This window comes from Salinibacterium sp. GXW1014 (assembly GCF_044769865.1).
GTDB lineage: Bacteria > Actinomycetota > Actinomycetes > Actinomycetales > Microbacteriaceae > Homoserinimonas.
Map to the genome: position 1 here is coordinate 1,129,287 of NZ_JBIZWA010000001.1, position 18,373 is coordinate 1,147,659.

13 protein-coding genes are annotated in these 18,373 nt (G+C 67.9%); 8 read left to right on the plus strand and 5 right to left on the minus strand.

Annotated features, from left to right (window positions below):
- Positions 1–5: 5 nt before the first annotated feature.
- Positions 6–1,226 carry a cytochrome P450 gene (locus tag ACIQK7_RS05710; RefSeq protein WP_403022118.1) on the minus strand — a complete coding sequence of 407 codons (1,221 nt, stop codon included), beginning with the start codon at positions 1,224–1,226 and terminating at the stop codon, positions 6–8.
- A gap of 88 nt (positions 1,227–1,314) precedes the next feature.
- Here ACIQK7_RS05710 and ACIQK7_RS05715 point away from each other — a divergent pair, with 88 nt between their 5' ends.
- On the plus strand, positions 1,315–2,439 hold the full coding sequence (locus ACIQK7_RS05715) for a CapA family protein (RefSeq protein ID WP_403022120.1): 1,125 nt from the start codon (positions 1,315–1,317) through the stop codon (positions 2,437–2,439).
- An 85-nt stretch (positions 2,440–2,524) separates the two neighbouring features.
- A complete protein-coding gene (locus ACIQK7_RS05720) occupies positions 2,525–4,681 on the plus strand; it encodes an ATP-dependent Clp protease ATP-binding subunit (RefSeq protein WP_403022122.1) in 2,157 nt (718 codons plus the stop codon).
- Positions 4,682–4,876: 195 nt separating this feature from the next.
- Here ACIQK7_RS05720 and ACIQK7_RS05725 read toward each other — a convergent pair whose 3' ends face one another.
- Complete coding sequence (locus ACIQK7_RS05725; protein WP_403022124.1) at positions 4,877–6,562, minus strand: long-chain-fatty-acid--CoA ligase; 1,686 nt, start codon at positions 6,560–6,562, stop codon at positions 4,877–4,879.
- Positions 6,563–6,734: 172 nt separating this feature from the next.
- On the opposite strand from ACIQK7_RS05725, the gene ACIQK7_RS05730 reads away from it, so the two are divergent.
- The 6 genes from ACIQK7_RS05730 to ACIQK7_RS05755 all read left to right on the plus strand — a co-directional run bounded on the left by ACIQK7_RS05730 (position 6,735) and on the right by ACIQK7_RS05755 (position 15,206).
- Entirely contained in the window at positions 6,735–8,360 is a 1,626-nt protein-coding gene (locus ACIQK7_RS05730) for an ABC transporter substrate-binding protein (RefSeq protein WP_403022125.1), read from the plus strand.
- Complete coding sequence (locus tag ACIQK7_RS05735) at positions 8,360–9,292, plus strand: ABC transporter permease (RefSeq protein ID WP_403022127.1); 933 nt, start codon at positions 8,360–8,362, stop codon at positions 9,290–9,292. The genes ACIQK7_RS05730 and ACIQK7_RS05735 overlap by 1 nt, the downstream gene beginning before the upstream one ends.
- Positions 9,289–10,089 (plus strand): ABC transporter permease, encoded by an 801-nt coding sequence (locus tag ACIQK7_RS05740; RefSeq protein WP_403022129.1) that lies wholly within the window; start codon positions 9,289–9,291, stop codon positions 10,087–10,089. Before ACIQK7_RS05735 ends, ACIQK7_RS05740 begins: the two co-directional genes overlap by 4 nt.
- A complete protein-coding gene (locus tag ACIQK7_RS05745) occupies positions 10,086–11,780 on the plus strand; it encodes a dipeptide ABC transporter ATP-binding protein (protein WP_403022131.1) in 1,695 nt (564 codons plus the stop codon). The genes ACIQK7_RS05740 and ACIQK7_RS05745 overlap by 4 nt, the downstream gene beginning before the upstream one ends.
- Entirely contained in the window at positions 11,777–13,054 is a 1,278-nt protein-coding gene (locus ACIQK7_RS05750) for an acyl-CoA dehydrogenase family protein (protein ID WP_403022133.1), read from the plus strand. Before ACIQK7_RS05745 ends, ACIQK7_RS05750 begins: the two co-directional genes overlap by 4 nt.
- Positions 13,055–13,151: 97 nt before the next feature.
- On the plus strand, positions 13,152–15,206 hold the full coding sequence (locus ACIQK7_RS05755) for an acyltransferase family protein (protein WP_403022135.1): 2,055 nt from the start codon (positions 13,152–13,154) through the stop codon (positions 15,204–15,206).
- On the opposite strand, the gene ACIQK7_RS05760 is transcribed toward ACIQK7_RS05755, so the two are convergent.
- Genes ACIQK7_RS05760 through ACIQK7_RS05770 form a run of 3 tightly spaced genes read right to left on the minus strand, consistent with a single transcriptional unit; the run spans position 15,193 to position 18,250 of the window.
- Complete coding sequence (locus ACIQK7_RS05760) at positions 15,193–16,242, minus strand: threonine aldolase family protein (RefSeq protein WP_403022137.1); 1,050 nt, start codon at positions 16,240–16,242, stop codon at positions 15,193–15,195. The genes ACIQK7_RS05755 and ACIQK7_RS05760 overlap by 14 nt on opposite strands.
- Positions 16,243–16,259: 17 nt before the next feature.
- The gene (locus ACIQK7_RS05765) at positions 16,260–17,369 is read right to left on the minus strand and encodes an ABC transporter permease (RefSeq protein ID WP_403022139.1); all 1,110 of its coding nucleotides are present in this window, start codon (positions 17,367–17,369) and stop codon (positions 16,260–16,262) included.
- A complete protein-coding gene (locus ACIQK7_RS05770; RefSeq protein ID WP_403022140.1) occupies positions 17,366–18,250 on the minus strand; it encodes an ABC transporter ATP-binding protein in 885 nt (294 codons plus the stop codon). Before ACIQK7_RS05770 ends, ACIQK7_RS05765 begins: the two co-directional genes overlap by 4 nt.
- Positions 18,251–18,373: the final 123 nt, after the last annotated feature.

An 18,373-nucleotide genomic window follows, 5' to 3' on the forward strand; every position in this document is an offset into this window, starting at 1 on the left:
GCCTCCTAGGCGCGTACGAAGTCGAGGGGCACGGAGCGGGTTCCCCATTCGGCCCAGATGGCCATTTCGGGGTCGCCGGCGGCGGTGAAGCTGCTGCTGCGGGCGAGCGCTTCTTCCAGGGTGATGATCATCATCATGCGGGCGAGGGGGGCGCCGGGGCAGCTGTGGGTGCCGCGGCCGAAGGAGATGTGTTTGGCGATGTTGGGGCGGTTCAGCACGAATTTCTCCCCGTCGGGGAAGACGGTCTCGTCGCGGTTGGCCGAGGTGTAGACCAGGGCGATGGGGTCGTCCTTGCGGATCAGCTGCCCCTCGAGCACGACGTCTTCGCGGGCGGTGCGGGCCATGCCGCGGTAGGGGGAGTAGAGGCGCAGGAACTCCTCCACGGCGGCGGGGATCAGGGTGGGTTCTGCCCGGAGGGTCTCTTGCAGGTCGGGGTCGGCGGCGAGGTGGACGAACATGTTGCCGATGAACACGCTGGGGGCGACCATGCCGGTGACGATGAGCTGGCGCACGGTGCCGAGGATCATGGCGTCTGGTAGGGGTTCGCCGTGGGGGCGGGCTGCCAGAAGCGCGGCGGTGAGGTCGTGCTCGGGGTCGTATCCACCGGCCTTGCGGTCGTCGATGATGCCCTGGGCGATCTCGTAGAGGCGGCCGCTGAGGCTCTTGACGACGTCGTGGTTGAGCACCTGGATGGCGTCGACGTAGGTGCCGGTGACCGACTTGATGGTCTGGGAGGTCTCCACGTCGAGGTTGAAGAAGTCGGCGAACACGTAGGCCGGGAACTTGTGGGCGTACTGGGAGCACACATCCGCCCAGCCGGCATCGATCAGCGGGTCCAGCAGGGAGACCGCCGAGGCCCGCACCCGCGGCTCCAGGGCACGCATCTTCGGCGGCGTGAACGACTTGTTGATGATGCGTCGGTACTCGGTGTGCTCCGGCGGGTCCAGGTGCAGCGGCGGGCGCACCCCGGTGAAGGCGAACTTGGGCACCGCGTTCTGCTTCGAGGTCGTGAAGTGCTCAATATCGGTGATCACCTTCAACACGGCGTCATAGCTCAGGGCAGCCCAGAACCCGTCATACTCCTGGCTGCGGGCGACCGGATGCTTCGGCCGCAACTGGTGGAACTCCTCGTGCGCACTCGTGAAGGTCTCACCCGGCCGCACTGGGTCAAAGTCGTGCGCAGTGCGCCGCTGGTCCGATTGCATCGAGGCTGCTGTCGTGTCCATGGCGTAACCGTAACATCTTGCACCTCAAGTGTGACGAGATATGTTATCTATGTGTCGCACCGGTGCGGCGCGGACCTGAGGGGCATACATGATTCGTTTCACAGCAGTTGGCGACGTCGGTCCTGAGCGTAGGGATGTCGACACGCTCTTCGAGAAGGTGGCAGGGTACATACGTGAGGCCGACGTGGCCTTCATGCAGTTGGAGATGACGCTCACTGATCGAGGGCAACGGGTGCCGCAGACCAAGCACACGTCACGGACATCGCCCGAGGCCGCGCACGCGTTCCGACGTGCCGGGTTCACGCACGCGGGGTGGGCCAGCAACCACTCCCTGGACTGGGGTTACGAGGGCTTCTTCGACACGATCGAGGCGCTGGAGGGAGCTGGACTGGTTCCCCTTGGAGTCGGGCGCACCCTGGGCGAGGCCCGCGAGATCCGAGTGGTCGAGGTCGACGGCATTCGAGTCGCGATACTGGCGTACTGCAGCATCCTGCCCGCGGACTATTGGGCGACCCCGAACAGGGCTGGGGTCGCGCCGCTGCGCGCGTTCACGGTGCACGAGCCCGCCGAACCGGACCAGCCGGGCACTCCGCAGCGCATGTTCACCTTCCCGCATCCCGATGACGAGCAAGGCATGGTCGACGACATCGCCCGCGCCCGCGAGCTCGCCGACGCCGTCATCGTCTCCGCGCACTGGGGAATCCACTTCACCCATGCCCAGCTCGCCGACTACCAACGAACCCTCGGCCATGCCGCGATCGACGCCGGCGCAGACCTTGTGATCGGCCACCACGCGCACATCCTGAAGGGAATCGAGGTCTACCGTGGCAAGGCCATCTTCCACAGCCTCGGAAACTTCGCGATTGAGCTGCCGATGGATGAGGAGCACGCGAACCGGCCCAGCTTCCGCCACCTGATGAGCCTGCATCCGGGCTGGGAGCCCGACATCGGTGGCATGTTCAACTTTCCGCCCGACTCCCGCAAGTCGATGGTCGTCAGTTGCGAGATCGATGCATCCGGCGTCTCTGGCCTGCGATTCCGTCCCGTGATGATCGACCGGATGGCTGTTCCCGAGATCCTGCCCTCGAGCGATCCGCGATTCTCCGAGGTGCTCGACTACGTGCGCACCATCACGGCGGATGCCGGGCTCGACACCACCTTCACGGTCGATGGCGACGACATCCTGGTTGATACGGGGGAGCGCCGGATGTAGCTGTCAGCGAACTCGGCCTGGGTGCTCTTGGCTGCGGGGTGCTCTTCCACTAAAGTTGAGTCAAGTCGACTCAATTGGGAGAGAAATGGCCAACATGCAGGGCGCTCCGGCCAGCGACCAGGAGCAAGAGTCCGCCCTCGAGCAGTACGGTGTCGACCTCACCGAGATCGCCCGCACCGGCAAGCTCGACCCCGTCATCGGGCGCGACGCGGAGATTCGCCGCATCAGCCAGGTGCTCACGCGGCGCACCAAGAACAACCCCGTCATCATTGGCGAGCCCGGCGTCGGCAAGACCGCCGTCGTCGAGGGTCTCGCCCAGCGCATCGTCGCGGGTGACGTCGCCGACTCGCTCAAGGACAAGCGACTCGTCTCGATTGACCTCGCCGCCCTTGTCGCCGGCGCGAAGTACCGTGGCGAATTCGAGGAGCGACTCAAGGCCGTGCTCAAGGAGATCAACGACTCCGACGGGCAGGTCATCACGTTCATCGACGAACTCCACACCCTCATGGGTGCTGGCGGCGGCGAGGGATCGGTCGCGGCCTCCAACATGCTCAAGCCCATGCTCGCGCGCGGCGAGCTGCGCCTCATCGGTGCGACGACACTCAACGAGTACCGTGAATACATCGAGAAGGATGCCGCGCTTGAGCGCCGCTTCCAGCAGGTCTACGTCGGCGAGCCATCGGTCGAAGACACCGTCGCGATCCTCCGCGGGCTCAAGGACCGCTACGAGGCACACCACCGCGTCGCGATCGCCGACAATGCCCTCGTCGCGGCGGCCGCCCTCAGCAACCGCTACATCACGGGCCGCCAGCTTCCCGACAAGGCGATCGACCTGATCGATGAAGCCGCGAGCCGCCTCAAGATGGAGATCGACTCCTCGCCCGTCGAGATCGATGAGCTCAAGCGCGCGGTCGACCGCATGCGCATCGAGGAGCTCGCCCTCAAGAAGGAGAAGGATGCGGCATCCAAGGCCCGTCTCGAGAAGCTCCGTGAAGACATGGCCGAGAAGCAGCAGACGCTCCTCGCCCTCGAAGAGCGGTGGCGCAACGAGAAGTCGGCGCTGCAGGATGTCGGTGAACTCAAGAACCAGCTGAGCGACGCCCGCATCAAGCTCGACCTCGCCATGCGCGAGGGCGACTACCAGGCGGCGTCAAAGCTCAACTACGAGGTCATCCCGCGCATCGAGCAGAGCATCGCCGACGCAGAACACGCGGAGGTCAGGGATGACCGCATGGTCAACGACCAGGTCACCGACAGTGACATCGCGGCCGTCGTCGCCGCCTGGACTGGCATCCCCGTCGGGCGCCTTTTGCAGGGCGAGAGCGAGAAGCTCATCCACCTCGAGGCCGAACTCGGCAAGCGCCTTGTGGGCCAGAAGAAGGCGGTCGGCGCGGTGTCGGATGCCGTGCGTCGTTCCCGCGCCGGCATCGCCGACGAGGGGCGGCCGACGGGCTCGTTCCTGTTCCTCGGCCCGACGGGTGTCGGCAAGACGGAGCTCGCGCGGGCCCTCGCCGAGTTCCTCTTCGACGACGAGAAGGCCATGGTGCGCATCGACATGAGCGAGTACGGGGAGAAGTTCTCCGTCTCCCGCCTCGTCGGCGCCCCTCCCGGCTACATCGGCTACGAGCAGGGCGGCCAGCTGACGGAGGCCGTGCGTCGGCGCCCGTACTCGGTGATCCTGCTCGATGAGGTCGAGAAGGCGCATCCGGAGGTCTTCGATGTGCTGCTGCAGGTACTCGACGACGGTCGCCTCACGGATGGCCAGGGTCGCACGGTCGACTTCCGCAACACGATCCTCATCCTCACGTCGAACCTCGGCAGCCACTTCCTGACGGATGCCACCATGACGCCCGAGATGCGTGAGGAAGCCGTGCAGCTCGCGGTGCGCCAGACCTTCAAGCCCGAGTTCGTCAACCGGCTCGACGACATCGTCATCTTCTCGCCGCTCTCGCGCGAAGACCTGTCGGCGATCGTCGAGCTCTACATCGACCGGCTCGTGCGTCGCCTGAGCGACCGCCGCCTCGAACTGGGCGTGACCCCGGATGCCCGTGCCTGGCTCGCCGAGCGCGGCTACGACCCCATCTACGGCGCCCGCCCGCTTCGACGGCTCATGCAGAAGGAGATCGACGACCGCCTCGCCATGGCCATCCTCGCCGGCACGATCAAGGACGGCGACACGGTGCTCGTCTCGCTCGACCGCGAGGGCGACGCCCTCGAGGTGAACCGCGCCGAGCTGGAGTAGCGCGGGCGGCACGCCGCTGGCGCAGGCGGGGCCTCGCTCACGCGGCGGCGAATGCTGCGGCGGACAGCAACACTTTCGGCCGACGCGCCGGGTGTGCGGTCCGTACCGCGGCGTGTCGCCGTAAAACGTTGCTCTTCGCCGCACGCCCCAGCGGGTTGAGTAGGCCCGCCAGGGTCGTATCGAAACCCGGGCCGCTCAGCGATCTGCGAGCAGCTGCTGTTTCACCTCGCGCCGCAGCACCTTCCCGATCATCGACCGCGGCAGCTCGTCGACGGCAACGACGATGCGCGGCACTTTGTAGGCGGTGAGGTGGCGTCGGCAGTGCTCGCGCACGCCGGCCACGTCGAGGGATGCACCTGGTGCGAGCACGACGGCGGCCGCGACATCCTCACCGCCGCTCTTCGAGGGGATGCCGACAGCGGCGGCTTCGGCGATCGACGGATGCGTGAGCAACGCCTCCTCCACCTCGGAGGGTGCGACGTTGAAGCCGCCCGTGATGATGAGTTCCTTCATGCGGTCGACGATCGTGATGTAGCCGTCGTCGGAGACGCTCACGATGTCGCCCGTGCGCAGCCAGCCGCCGGGGAGCAGCACGGCGCGGGTCTCGTCCGGCTTGCGCCAGTAGCCCTGGAAGACCTGCGGGCCGCGAACGAGCAGCTCGCCCTCCGCGACATCCGTCGACGGGTCGGAGGGGTCGACCACCCGGATCTCCGTCGAGGGGAACGGCACCCCGACCGTACCCGGCCGCCGCGTCGGCCCCATGGGGTTGCCGGCCGCAACGGGCGAGGTCTCGGTCATGCCGTAGCCCTCGATGAGCAGGCCGCCGGTCGCCTTCTCCCACGTCTCGACCGTCTCGACCGGCAGGTTCATGGCGCCCGAGATGGCGAAGCGGATGCCGCGCAGGCTCACCCTCTTCTTCGCCGCCGCATCCGCGAGGCGCGCGTAGATGGGCGGCACGGCGGGCAGGAAGGTCGCGGGCGTGCGCTTTATGGCGTCGAGCACGAGCTTCTCGTCGAACTTGGGGAACAGCACGAGCCGGGCCCCGATGCTCATCGCGAAAGTCAGGCACAGTGTCAGGCCATAGGCGTGGAACATCGGCAGCACCCCGTAGACGACCTCGCGCCCCGGCTTCAGGCCCTGCACCCACGCCTCGCCCTGCATGGCGTTGACGCGCAGGTTCGCGTGGGTCAGCACGGCGCCCTTGGGGGTGCCGGTGGTGCCGCTCGTGTACTGCAGCACGGCGGTGTCGCCGAGCGACGGTGCCGGATGCGATCGGCGCAGCGGGCGGGCATCTGTCAGTGTGCTCCATGCCACGGTGCCGGGCACACGCTTGCCGACGGTCAACGAGGAGCGCGACCTGCGGGCGGCGGGAAGGGGCAGCCGCAGCGCGAAGCGGGTCCCGCGCGGCATGGCGCGGGTCACGTCGACCGAGACGACGTGCTCAATGCCCATATCGTCGGGGAAGTCGACGACGGATGCCGCGACCTTGTCCCACACGATGGCGACGCTGGCGCCGTGGTCCTCGAACTGGTGGCGGAGTTCGCGCTGCGTGTAGAGCGGGTTGTGTTCGACGACGACGGCCCCGAGGCGCAGGACGGCGTAGAAGGCGACGATGTGCTGGGGACAGTTCGGCAGCACGAGCGCGACCCGGTCGCCCTTGCGCACGCCGAGCTTGCGCAGGCCGTTCGCGACGCGCTCGACCTGCTCACCGAGTTCGCGGTAGCTCACGCTCGCGCCGAAGAAGTCGAGGGCGGGCCGTCGGCCGTGCCGCTTGATCGTGGCGGCGAGCATCTCGACGAGGGTCTGCGTCGGCGCCGCGACGTCGTGCGGCACGCCCTTCGCGTACGACGACAGCCAGGGGCGGGTGGAGAGATCGCTCACACCCCCATTCTTCTGGGAGTTCCTGGGGTGTTGGCTGTGAGATGAAGGCTCAGCGTGTAACCCGCCGTCACACTCACGCGTCACAATTCGTCGCACCCGTTCCGGAGCTTCATCCGATCTTTAGGTTGGGTTTCTGCACCCACCCAAGACGATCGACACGGGAACAAACGACATGACACTGCGCCCCCAACTGGCCATCGCCGCACTCGCCGCCAGCCTGCTACTGACCTCGTGCGCCGCGGGCACGGCCGCCACCACCGACTCCGACGGCACCCCGAAGGAGGGCGGTGAACTGGTCGTAGCTGTAGGTCCGTGGGAGCCCGCCTGCCTCGACCCGCTGGTGAACTCCATGGCGGGCGTCATCACGTCGCGGCCCTACTCCGATTCCCTCTTCTGGCAGAACGAAGACGGCGAGTTCGAGCCGTGGCTCGCCACCGGTTACGAGGTCAACGACGACGGCACCGTCTACACGCTCGGCATCCGCGAGGGGGTCACCTTCCACGATGGAGCAGCGCTCAATGCCGAGGCCGTCAAGGCCAACTTCGACTACATGGTCGACCCGGCTACGAAGTCGCAGCTCGCCGGCGCCTACCTGAAGCCATACGACCACTCCGTCGTCGTCGATGAGTACACGCTCGAGGTGCACCTCAAGCAGCCGTACAGCGCGTTCATCAACATCCTCGCGCAGAGCTACTTCGCACTGCTCTCGCCCGTGCAGATTACGGAGGCTCCCGAGACGACGTGTGAGGCGCCCATCGGTTCGGGCCCGTTCAAGGTCACGAAGTGGACGAGGGGCCAGAGCATCGAATACGCGCGCAACGACGACTACAACTGGGGTCCTCCCGGTAGCCATGAGGGTGCCGCCTACCTCGAGAAGCTCAAGCTGCTGCTCGTGCCCGAGGACCAGGTGCGCTACAACGCCCTTCTCGCGGGTGAAGTGGATGCCATCGTGCCGACCCCGGCCGAAAATGTCGCCGCGATCGAGGCAAGTGCCGACTTCGAGTACCAGTACCTTGTGCGACCGGGCACGGCGTACTCGCTCCACCTCAACAACTCGCGCGCTCCCTTCGACGATGCGCGGGTGCGGCAGGCGCTCGCCGCATCCTTCGACCGCGAAGAGGTGGTCTCGGCGATCTCGTTCGGCGTGCTGGATGTCTCGGACTTCCTGACCGACAGCACTCCCGACTTCGCGCCCGACCTTACGAAGCAGATCACGCACGACACCGATCTGGCGAACGACCTGCTCGACGACGCTGGATGGACTGAGCGTGACAGCGACGGTTACCGCATAAAGAACGGCGAGCGCCTGAGGGCGGTCGCTCCCATCGTCGGCGAGCGGGCGAGCGAGAAGCGCGCGGTCGAGCTCGTGCAGGCCGAGGCGAAGAAGGTCGGCATCGAGATTGCTATTGACCTCGTCGACGCGACCACCTTCACGAATCGCCACTGGGCGGGCGACTACGACATCTACAGCGGACTGTGGTCGAGCAACACGGCCGACATGCTGTGGCTGCGCTGGTCGTCTGCCAACATCTCGACGCCCGAGGTGTTGGGCCAGAACGCCGCGAAGTTCAGTGATCCCACCTTCGATGCACTCGTCGAGGATGCTCGCAGGTCGACGGATGACACGGAACGCAACGAGCTCTACCGCGAGGCGCAGGAGCGCCTGACTGAACTGGTGCCGAGCATCCCCCTCTATGCGGCTCGGGTCGACACCTCGTACCCGAACTACGTGAAGGGTGTGCACTACGACCGCGCCTACATCCAGCCGGTGTGGTTCGACGTCTGGCTGGACCGCTGATGCTGCGCCAGGTGGTGCTGCGGCTGCTCACGGGAGTCGTGGTCGTGCTCGGGGCCGCCACGGTGACGTTCGCCGCCGTGCGGCTGATCCCCGGCGACATCGCCCTCGCCATCGCGGGCGGCCCGGAGACGCAGCCGACGCCGGAGGTGCTGGAGGTGATTCGGGCGGAGAACGGACTCAATGAGCCGCTCATCACCCAGTACCTCGGCTACCTCGGTCGGCTGCTGACGGGAGACCTCGGTACCTCGTACCGGCTCGGGTCCCCCGTCGCCCAGGCGATCGGCGAGCAGGTCGGGGCGACCCTCCTGCTCGCGGGCGCCGCCCTCCTCGTGGCCGTCGTCATCTCGTTCACCGTCGCGCTCCTCACGGCGGGGCGGTCACGGCGAGCGCGGGGCCTCTCCTCGACACTTGAGCTGCTCTTCGCCTCGACTCCCACCTTCTGGCTCGGGCTCATCCTGCTGAGCGTGTTCTCCTACTGGCTCGGCTGGTTGCCGTCGATCAGCAGCGCGAACCCGCTCTCGCTCATCCTGCCGGCCGTGACGCTCGGGCTGCCGATCGCGGGTCTCCTCACGCAGGTGCTCCGGGGTGCGCTCGAAGATGCCCTTGAGCAGCCGTTCATCGTGAGTGCGCGCGCCCGCGGCCTCGGTGAGACCGGCGTGCGCGTCGGGCATGCGCTACGGCACTCCCTCGTGCCCTATCTGACGATGTCCGGGTTCGTGGTCGGTGCGCTCCTCGGGGGCGCGGTCATCACCGAGACGCTCTTCGCCCGCCAGGGCATCGGGCGCCTGCTCCTCACCTCGGTGCTCAGCAAAGACCTCCCCGTGGTGATCGGCATCGTGCTGCTCAGCGCCGCCGTGTTCACGATCGTCAACCTGGCGGTCGACCTCGTGCACCCCCTGCTCGACCGACGACTGAAGGCGGTGACACTGTGAGGATCGCTGAGAAGCTCGCCCTCCTGGTACTCGCGGTGTTCCTCCTGGCGGCATTCGCCCCCGGAGTGCTTGCACCCTACGACCCCGCGGCAACCGACACCTCCAACATCCTCGGGGCACCGAGCGTGCAGCATCCGTTCGGCACCGATGAGGCGGGCCGGGATGTGCTCAGCCGGGTCATCTTCGGCACCGCCAACTCCCTGCTCCTCGGTTTCGGGGCCGTCGCCATCGCCCTCGTGGGCGGAACAATTGTGGGCCTCTCGGCCGCGCTCCGGCATCGCTGGTCAAACGTCGTGCTCATGCGCTTCGTCGACATCGGCCTTGCGTTCCCCGAGATGCTGTTGGCGCTGCTGGTCATCTCGATCGTGGGCACCGGGCCCGCACCGGCACTCTTCGCCATCGGCCTCGCCACCATCCCGAGCTATGCGCGCCTCATCAGGGCCGAGACGCTCTCGGTGCGTGACTCCACCTATGTGGAGGCGGCCCACGCGCTGGGGCTCACCCGTGCACAGGTGCTGTTGCGCCACGTGCTGCCCAACGCCGTGCGCCCTGTGCTGGTGATCGCCACGATCGGCATCGGCACGGCCACCCTCGCCGGCGCCGCGCTCAGCTTCATCGGCCTCGGCGTCGCACCACCCACGCCCGAATGGGGCTCCATGCTCTCGAGCGCCCGCAACTTCCTCCAGCTCGCCTGGTGGTACGGGGTGTTCCCGGGGCTCGCCATCACAGGTCTTGTCATCAGCACGACGGTGCTGGGGCGTTCGCTGCAGGGACGACTGGAAGGACGACACGCATGACACTGCTCCAGGAGACACTCCAGACGCGAGAGGTGGCGACCCCGGCGGTTGCGGCCCCACTGCTCACGGTGGACGGATTGCGGGTGCGATTCGGTCGCGACACGACCGTCGTCCACGACACCTCCTTCACGATCACGCGGGGCAAGTGCCTCGCGATCGTCGGGGAATCCGGCTCCGGCAAGAGCGTCACCGCGAGGGCCCTCATCGGCCTCGTCGGCGGTGAAGCGACGGTGGAGGCGCGGCGGCTCGAACTCGACGGCGTCGACCTCTCCCGGGCGAGCCAGAGGCAGTGGCGTGACATCCGCGGCAACCGCATTGGTTTCGTGCTGCAGGATGCCCTCGTCTCACTCGACCCCCTTCGCACGGTCGGCGCAGAGGTCGACGAGGCCATCCGCGTGCACGCCCCGGAGCTCACCAAAGCCCAGCGGAGGGAGCGCGTGCTGCACCTGCTCGAGCGGGTGGGCATCCCCGACCCCGAGGCGCGGTCGGCCCAGCTCCCCCACGAACTGTCGGGCGGCCTGCGGCAGCGTGCCCTCATCGCCACGGCGCTCGCCGGTGACCCTGAGCTCCTCATCGCCGACGAGCCGACAACGGCACTGGATGTCACGGTGCAGGCGCAGATCATGGAGCTCTTCGAGAGCCTCAAGGCGGAGGGTCGCGCCCTTCTCGTCATCAGCCACGACCTCGCGGTCGTCGGCAGGCTCGCCGACACGATCGCCGTCATGAACCAGGGGCGCATCGTCGAACAGGGGCCCGCAGAGGACGTGCTGTTCCGCCCCAACGACGACTACACCCGCCTGCTCATCGACTCCGTGCCCGAAGCTCGGCCCGAGCGCGCCGGCACACCGCCCGGTGAGATCGTGGCGGATGTCGCGGGGGTGACCAAGCGCTACCCCTCCGGTGACGGCTCTACTCGCACGGTCGTCGACGACGTGAGCTTTCAGTTGCGGGTGGGTGAGACTCTCGGCATCGTGGGCGAATCCGGATCCGGCAAGACCACCACCTCGCGCATCCTGCTCGGGCTCGTCGAGGCCGACGCCGGCCGGGTCGAGATCGACGGCCGCTCGTGGGACGAGCTGGCCCGCCGCGAACGGGTGGCGCTGCGCCGCAGCATCCAGGTCATCTATCAAGACACCCTGGGCTCCTTCGACCCGCGCTACTCCGTCGAGCGGGTGCTCGAGGAGTCGCTCGGTGTCGCCGGGGTCGAACGCTCGCGCCGGGCCGCAGCGGTCGGGCAATTGCTCGACTCAGTCGGCCTCCCGGCGACCGTGCGTCGTCGGCGGCCGCTCGAACTCTCGGGTGGCCAGCGACAGCGAGTCGCGATCGCCCGAGCGCTCGCACCGCGCCCGCGGGTGCTGGTGTGTGACGAACCCGTGTCGGCGCTCGACGTCTCGGTGCAGGCGCAGGTGCTCGACCTGCTCGCCGACCTCCAGCGCGAGACCGGCGTCGCCTACGTGTTCATCTCGCACGACCTCGGCGTCGTCAGCCACGTCAGCGACCGCGTGCTCGTGATGAAAGACGGCCGGGCCGTCGAGCAGGGGCCTGTGCGCCAGGTGTTCGACAACCCAACACACCCCTATACGACACAACTCATCGCCGCGATCCCGCAACTGCGGGCACCGGCAACGCACAGCTCGACGACACACAGCTCGACCACACACAGCTCGACCACAGGCAGGGAGCAGGCATGACCATCACCGAGCAGCACAGGCCCGCAGCGCATTCGGGGCAGCAGACGCTGGCCGAAGCGCCGAGCGACACCGAGCTCGAGGGCATCTTCGCCCCCGTCTTGGCACAGATCGCAGAGGGCGCGGTGCGGCGCGACCGGGAGCGCGAGTTGCCGTTCGACGCCATCGCCGCCCTCCGTGAGGTGCGCTTCGGCGCCCTCCGGGTGCCGGTGGAGTTCGGTGGCTACGGGGCAAGCGCCAGGCAGTTCCTCTCGCTCCTCATTGACCTTGCGCAGGCCGACCCGAATGTTGCCCACATCTTTCGCGGCCACGTCGCTGTCGTGGAGGAGAAACTCGCCGCTCCGGACAGCGAGGAGCGGGAGCTCTGGCTCCGGCGGCTGGGGCGCGGCGACATCGTCGGCAATGCCATGACGGAGCCGGGCAATGGCGCATTGGGCAAACAGCAGACGACGCTCCTGCCCCACGGCGACCACTACCTGCTGAACGGGCACAAGTTCTACTCGACCGGCAGCATCTTCGCCGACTGGACCGACGCATCCGCGAGCGACGCCGACGGCGAATGGGTCAGCGCACTAGTGAAGCTCGACCAGCCCGGCGTTGAGCTGAGCGACGACTGGGACGGGTTCGGCCAGCGGCTCACGGGCACGGGCACCTCGCGCTTCTCCGACGCCGCGGTCGAGGCGCACGCCGTGCAGGCGCGCGGCGACCGGGTCAGCTACCTCACCGCGGTGTACCAGACCGTGCTGCTCGCGACCCTCGCGGGGATCGCGGGTTCCGTGACCTCCGAGACCGTGGCGATCGTGCGCGAGCGGAAGAGGGTCTACAGCCACGGCAATGCCGACCTCGTGCGGGATGACCCGCAGATCCAGGCCGTCGTGGGGGAGGTCTCGGCGGCCGCCTACGCTGCGCGGTCGCTCGTGCTGGGGCTCTCCCCCGCGATCGAGGAAGCGCTTGACATCACCCGGACGCTGGGGCGCGAGGCCGCGGTCGATGCCTCGAATCGTCTTGACTACGAGGTCTACCGCGTGCAGGTCGTCCTCGCCGATCTGGTACCGGCCTCCGCCACCAAGCTCTTCAACGCCCTCAGCTCCTCCGCGGTGCGCGAGGGGGTCGGTCTTGACCGGCACTGGCGCAACGCCCGCACGATCGTCTCCCACAATCCGGTCATCTACCGCGCTCGCCTTATCGGCGAACTTGAGATCAACGGCACCATCCCCGACCGCGGGCTCGGCATCGGCGTGGCCGCCTCAACCCTCGTCAACGAGCCGACCGCATGAGCACGCCCCTGTTCTTGCCGACCCTCCAGGAGGAGGTGCTCGCGTAACGGTGGGGCGGCGCCGGGTGCCGCCCGCAGCGCTGGTACTGTGGCCGACGATGAGCCACGCACTCGCCGAACGCCGGCGCCAACGCCCCGCGCCCGCCAAGCACTTCGAGGCACACATCCAGGGCCTGCGCGCGGTCGCGGTGCTGCTGGTGGTGCTGTTCCACTTCTGGCCGGGGCGCCTCTCGGGCGGCTACATCGGTGTCGATATCTTCTTCGTCATCTCGGGCTTCCTCATTACGGCGCACCTCGTCCGTGAGCTGACGAACACGGGGCGCATCAGCCTGCCGCAGTTCTGGGCGAGGCGCGCTCGCCGACTGCTGCCGGCATCCCTCGCCGTGCTCGTGTTCTGCTCGGTCGCGACGCTGCTCTGGCTGCCGCTCAGCGGTCTCGGCGACACGGTGCGCGAGATCCTCGCGAGCACGTTCTACTTCGAGAACTGGCTGCTTGCGGCCGACTCGGTCGACTACCTCGCCGCCTCCAACAACGCGACGATGGCGCAGCACTACTGGACCCTCTCGCTCGAGGAACAGTTCTACGTGCTGTGGCCGCTCCTCCTCCTGCTGGGTGTCGGCGCGGGAGCCAAGTTCTTCGCGAGCGGCCAGCGCGCCGCCCTCATCGGCACGATCGTCGTCATCACCGTGCTCTCGCTCGTCTTCTCTGTCGTCTACACGGCGCTCGAGCCGGCACCCGCATACTTCGTCACCTTCACGCGCATGTGGGAGTTCGGGATCGGCGCGATGCTGGCCCTTCTGCCGACCTTGCGACCGCGCAGCGCATGGGCAAACTTCGTGCTCGGCTACGGCGGCCTCTTCGCGATCCTCGTGGCGGGCTACTTCTACGACGCGACGACGCCGTTCCCCGGCTACATGGCACTCGTGCCCGTGCTGGGCGCCGCCGCCGTGATCGCCGCCGGTCGTTCCGAGCGCTGGTGGGAGGCGGGCAGCATCCTGAGCCTGCGCCCCGCCCGCTTCATCGGTGATATCTCCTACTCGCTCTACCTCTGGCACTGGCCGCTCATCGTCATCGCGCCCTACGTGCCCGGTTGGGGTCTGAGCACGGCCCACCGCCTGACACTCTTCGTGCTCTGCTTCGTGCTCGCCTGGCTCACCAAGAAGTTCGTGGAGGATCCGGGCCGCCAGTGGCGCTTCCTCACGAGCCGCCGCCCGCGCGTCACGGCCGCCTTCGCCGTCATCCTCATGGCGATCTCCGCCGCCTTCGCGGGTGTCGCCTACATGGTCAACCAGCCCAAGTACGAGGCCGCGGCGGCCGAACTCCAGGCGATCCGCGAGGACTTCCCCGAGTGCTTCGGCGCCCTCTCGCTCGACGGCTGCGAGAACCCCGAGCTGGCCGGCATGATCGTGCCGAGTCCCGGCTTCGGCAACGCCGACTCCCCCGAGCACGAGGACTGCTTCGTGCAGCTCAACAACTCAGAGCTCGTCGGTTGTGAGTTCGGCAGCGACGAGGCGGATGCCCCGCGCATCGCCCTCATCGGCGACAGCCACGCCTACCAGTACATCGAGGCGATGATCCAGCTCGCCGACGAGCGCGGTTGGGCACTCACGACCTATCTCAAGGGCGCCTGCCCCTGGAATGCAGCCGAGGTGGGCGGGCCGAGCGCCGCCTTCACGGCATCCTGCGTCGCCTGGAAGCAGAACCTCCAGGACGAGCTCGAGTCGGGCGAGTCCTTCGACGCGATCTTCACCGCGGCCCTCGCGACGACCCCCTACCCGGGTTCCGACGCGGATGCGCAGGCCGCCGGCTTCACGGAGGCCTGGGGCTGGGCCGGAGACACCCCCATCGTCACGATTGTCGACAACCCAGACCTGGCCGACGACCCCAACAAGTGCCTGCGCCAGAACGACGCCTCAGCCTGCACCGAGCCGCGCGACAGCGTGTTGGTCGAGCGTGACCCGATCGCGCTGGCGGGAGCCGAGGCATCCGAGCTCCTCGACCTGACCGAGCTCTACTGCGACGACGAGGAGTGCTTCCCCGTTGTGAGCGGCGCCAACGTCTACCGCGACCAGGACCACCTCACCGTGACCTGGACGCTCAGCATGCGCGACCACATCGGCGACGCGATCGAGCGGGCGCTCAGCTCGCGCTAGCCCCGAAGACCGAGCGGATGTCGCGCGCGAAGGCGCCGACGTCGGCCTCCGTCGTGTCCCACGAGGTCATCCAGCGCACCTCACCGCGGGCGGCATCCCAGTCGTAGAAGTGGTGCGTCTCGCGGAGGCGAGCTGCGGCATCCGTCGGCACAATCGCAAAGAGCGCGTTGGCATCGGTCGCCTGCGTGAACTCGACGACGCCCTCGAGCTGCTCGCGAAGTCGCGCCGCCATCGCGTTGGCGTGCTGCGCCGACCGCAGCCAGAGCTCGCCTTCCAGCAGCGCAATGAGCTGGGCCGACACGAAGCGCATCTTCGACGGCAACTGCATCGTGTACTTGCGGATGTAGGGGATGCCGACGGATGCCTCGGGGCTCAGCACCACGACGGCCTCGCCGAACAGCAGCCCGTTCTTGGTGCCGCCGAAGCTCACGACGTCGACGCCCGCATCCGTCGTCAGTGCGCGCAGTGGCACATCGAGGGATGCCGCGGCGTTCGCGAGGCGGGCCCCGTCGAGGTGCACGCGCATCCCGAGGGAGTGGGCATGCTCGCACACGGCGCGCAGCTCTTCCGGCGTGTAGACGGTGCCGAGTTCGGTCGACTGCGTGACGCTCACGACGAGCGGCTGGGCGCGGTGCTCGTCGCCGCGGCCGCCCGCCTGCCGGTCGATCAGTTCGGGGGTGAGCTTGCCGTCGGGGGTGTCGACCGTGAGGAGCTTGATGCCCGAGACCCGCTCGGGGGCGCCGTTCTCGTCGGTGTTGACGTGCGCCGTGCCGGCAGTGATGACGGCACCCCAGCGGGGGAGCATGCTCGTGAGGGCGACCACATTGGCACCCGTGCCGTTGAAGACGGGGAACGCCTCGGCCGTGTCGCCGAAGTGGCGGCGCATGACGCCCTGCAGGTGTGCCGTGTAGGCATCCGCCCCATAGGAACTCTCGTGGCCGCCATTCGCCTCCGCGATCGCGGCGAGCAACTCGGGATGCACCCCCGCGTAGTTGTCGCTGGCAAAGTGACGCTGCTCAGGGTCGTGGAGTCGCATCCGTCAAGTCTGGCAGGTCAGCCCTTCAGCGCCTCCTTGAGCTTCACGCGCGAACCCATGCGCAGCAGCCCGTTCTCGTAGATGCGCGCGCCCAGCATGATGATGAGGGCGGTCGCGCCGAGGAGGATCGCGAGCGAGAGCAGCGGCTCCCACCATTCGGCCCAACCCATGAACACACGCATGGGCATGCCGACGGGTGCCGAGAAGGGCACGTACGACATGATGCCGAGCACGAGCGGGTTGTCGTTGAAGAAGATGACCAAGAAGTAGGGGATCATCACGAGGTAGACGAGCGGCGCGGTCGTGACGCCCATGTCCTCCTGTCGCGACACGAGCGCGGCGGCCGCGGCGAAGAGTGCGGCGAGGAGCACGAAGCCGAAGAGGAAGAACACCACGAACCACACGAGCGACGGCCCCACCTCGGCGAGCAGGATGTCCTGACCGGATGCGAGCATCCCGACACCGGCCGCAGCCGCGATCAGCACGATCTGGCCGAGCGCCAGGATGCTGTTGCCGATGACCTTGCCCGCGAGGAGCGCCTTCGGCGAGACGGTCGCCAGCAGGATCTCCACGATTCGGGTCTGCTTCTCTTCCACGACACTCTGGGCGATGGCCATGCCGAAGGTCATGGCGGAGCTGAGGAACACGAAGCCGAAGGCCAACGCGACGAGGTAGACCAGGAAGCCGTCTGGGCCCTCGCTCTCCTCGAGCAGCACGACCTCTGGCGTGACGCTGAGCAGTTGCAGCACGTCGCTTGGCGCCTCCGTGAGCGCGAGCACCTCGACGCCAGTGGGGGCGTCGGCGGGGATCACGGCCGCCTCGACCTCCTCATCACGCAGCAGTTGCTCGGCTTCGGCGCGTGATGCGACCTCCGTGACCTCCAAGGCTCCGGAGGCCTCGGCCACGGCAACGCCCTGGCCGACCGCCGCGACCCGGGTCAGCGACGGGTTGGCGCTCATGATGCCGCCGACGACGACGGCGGCGACGATGCCCAGCACGAGGATCGCCGTGCTGATGAGGAACGCCTTGCTGCGCAGCCGCATCCGAATCTCCCGGTCGGCGATCAGCCAGGTGGCGCTCGCAAAACCGAGGGGGCGAATGTCGCGGTCTGAGGTTGTCGCGGTCACTGGATGACCTCCTTGAAAATCTGGGAGAGAGACGGATGCTGCGGGGTGAAGTTCTTGACGGGGCCAGCCGCCATCGCAAGCCGCAGCACGCGCTGCGCTGTGTCGGCGGAGTCGGCGTCGAACACGGCGTAGCCGCCATCGAACTCCGCGACCTCGACGCCCGGCTCGTCACGCAGCCAGCCGAGGTCGCCGTCGACCTGCAGCTCGTAGCGGTTGCCGGAGTGCTCGGCGCGCAGGCCCTCGCGGGAGCCGCTCGCGCGGATGCTGCCATCCGCGATCACGACGAGGTCGTCGCAGAGCCGCTCGACGATGTCGAGCTGGTGGGAGGAGAACAGCACCGGGGCGCCCTGTGAGGCGTAGTCCTTCAGCACGTTCAGCACGACCTCGACCGCGATCGGGTCGAGGCCTGAGAAGGGCTCGTCGAGGATGAGCACGCTCGGCTCGTGCACGAGGGCCGCCGCGATCTGCGCGCGCTGCTGGTTGCCGAGCGAGAGGCTCTCGACGGCGTCGTTCGCGCGCTCGCCGAGGCCGAGCCGCTCGAGCAGGCCATCCGTGTTGGCTTTCGCCCGCTCGGTCGAGAGACCGTGCAGCCGGCCCAGGTAGGTGATCTGCTCGGCGACCTTCATCTTGGGGTAGAGGCCGCGCTCCTCCGGCATGTAGCCGAAACGGGTGCGGGCATCCTTGCTGATGGGCTGGCCGTCGAGCGTGACGGTGCCGGAGTCAGGCGTGAGCACGCCCATCATGACGCGCATGGTCGTGGTCTTGCCGGCGCCGTTGCCGCCGACGAAGCCGGTCATGCGGCCGCGCGCGACCGAGAACGAGACGTCGTGCAGCACCCGGCGCTCGCCGAAGGAGCGGGTAATCGAGTTGAGTTCGAGCATGACTCCAAGCTACGGACGCCGCGTGGCCGAGACATCCGCCGCCCGGCTGGTTTCGCCTCTCCCCCGCGCGGATGACCTTTCCCAATTCAGGAGTGGACTCTCCTAATTCAGGAGAGTGCACAG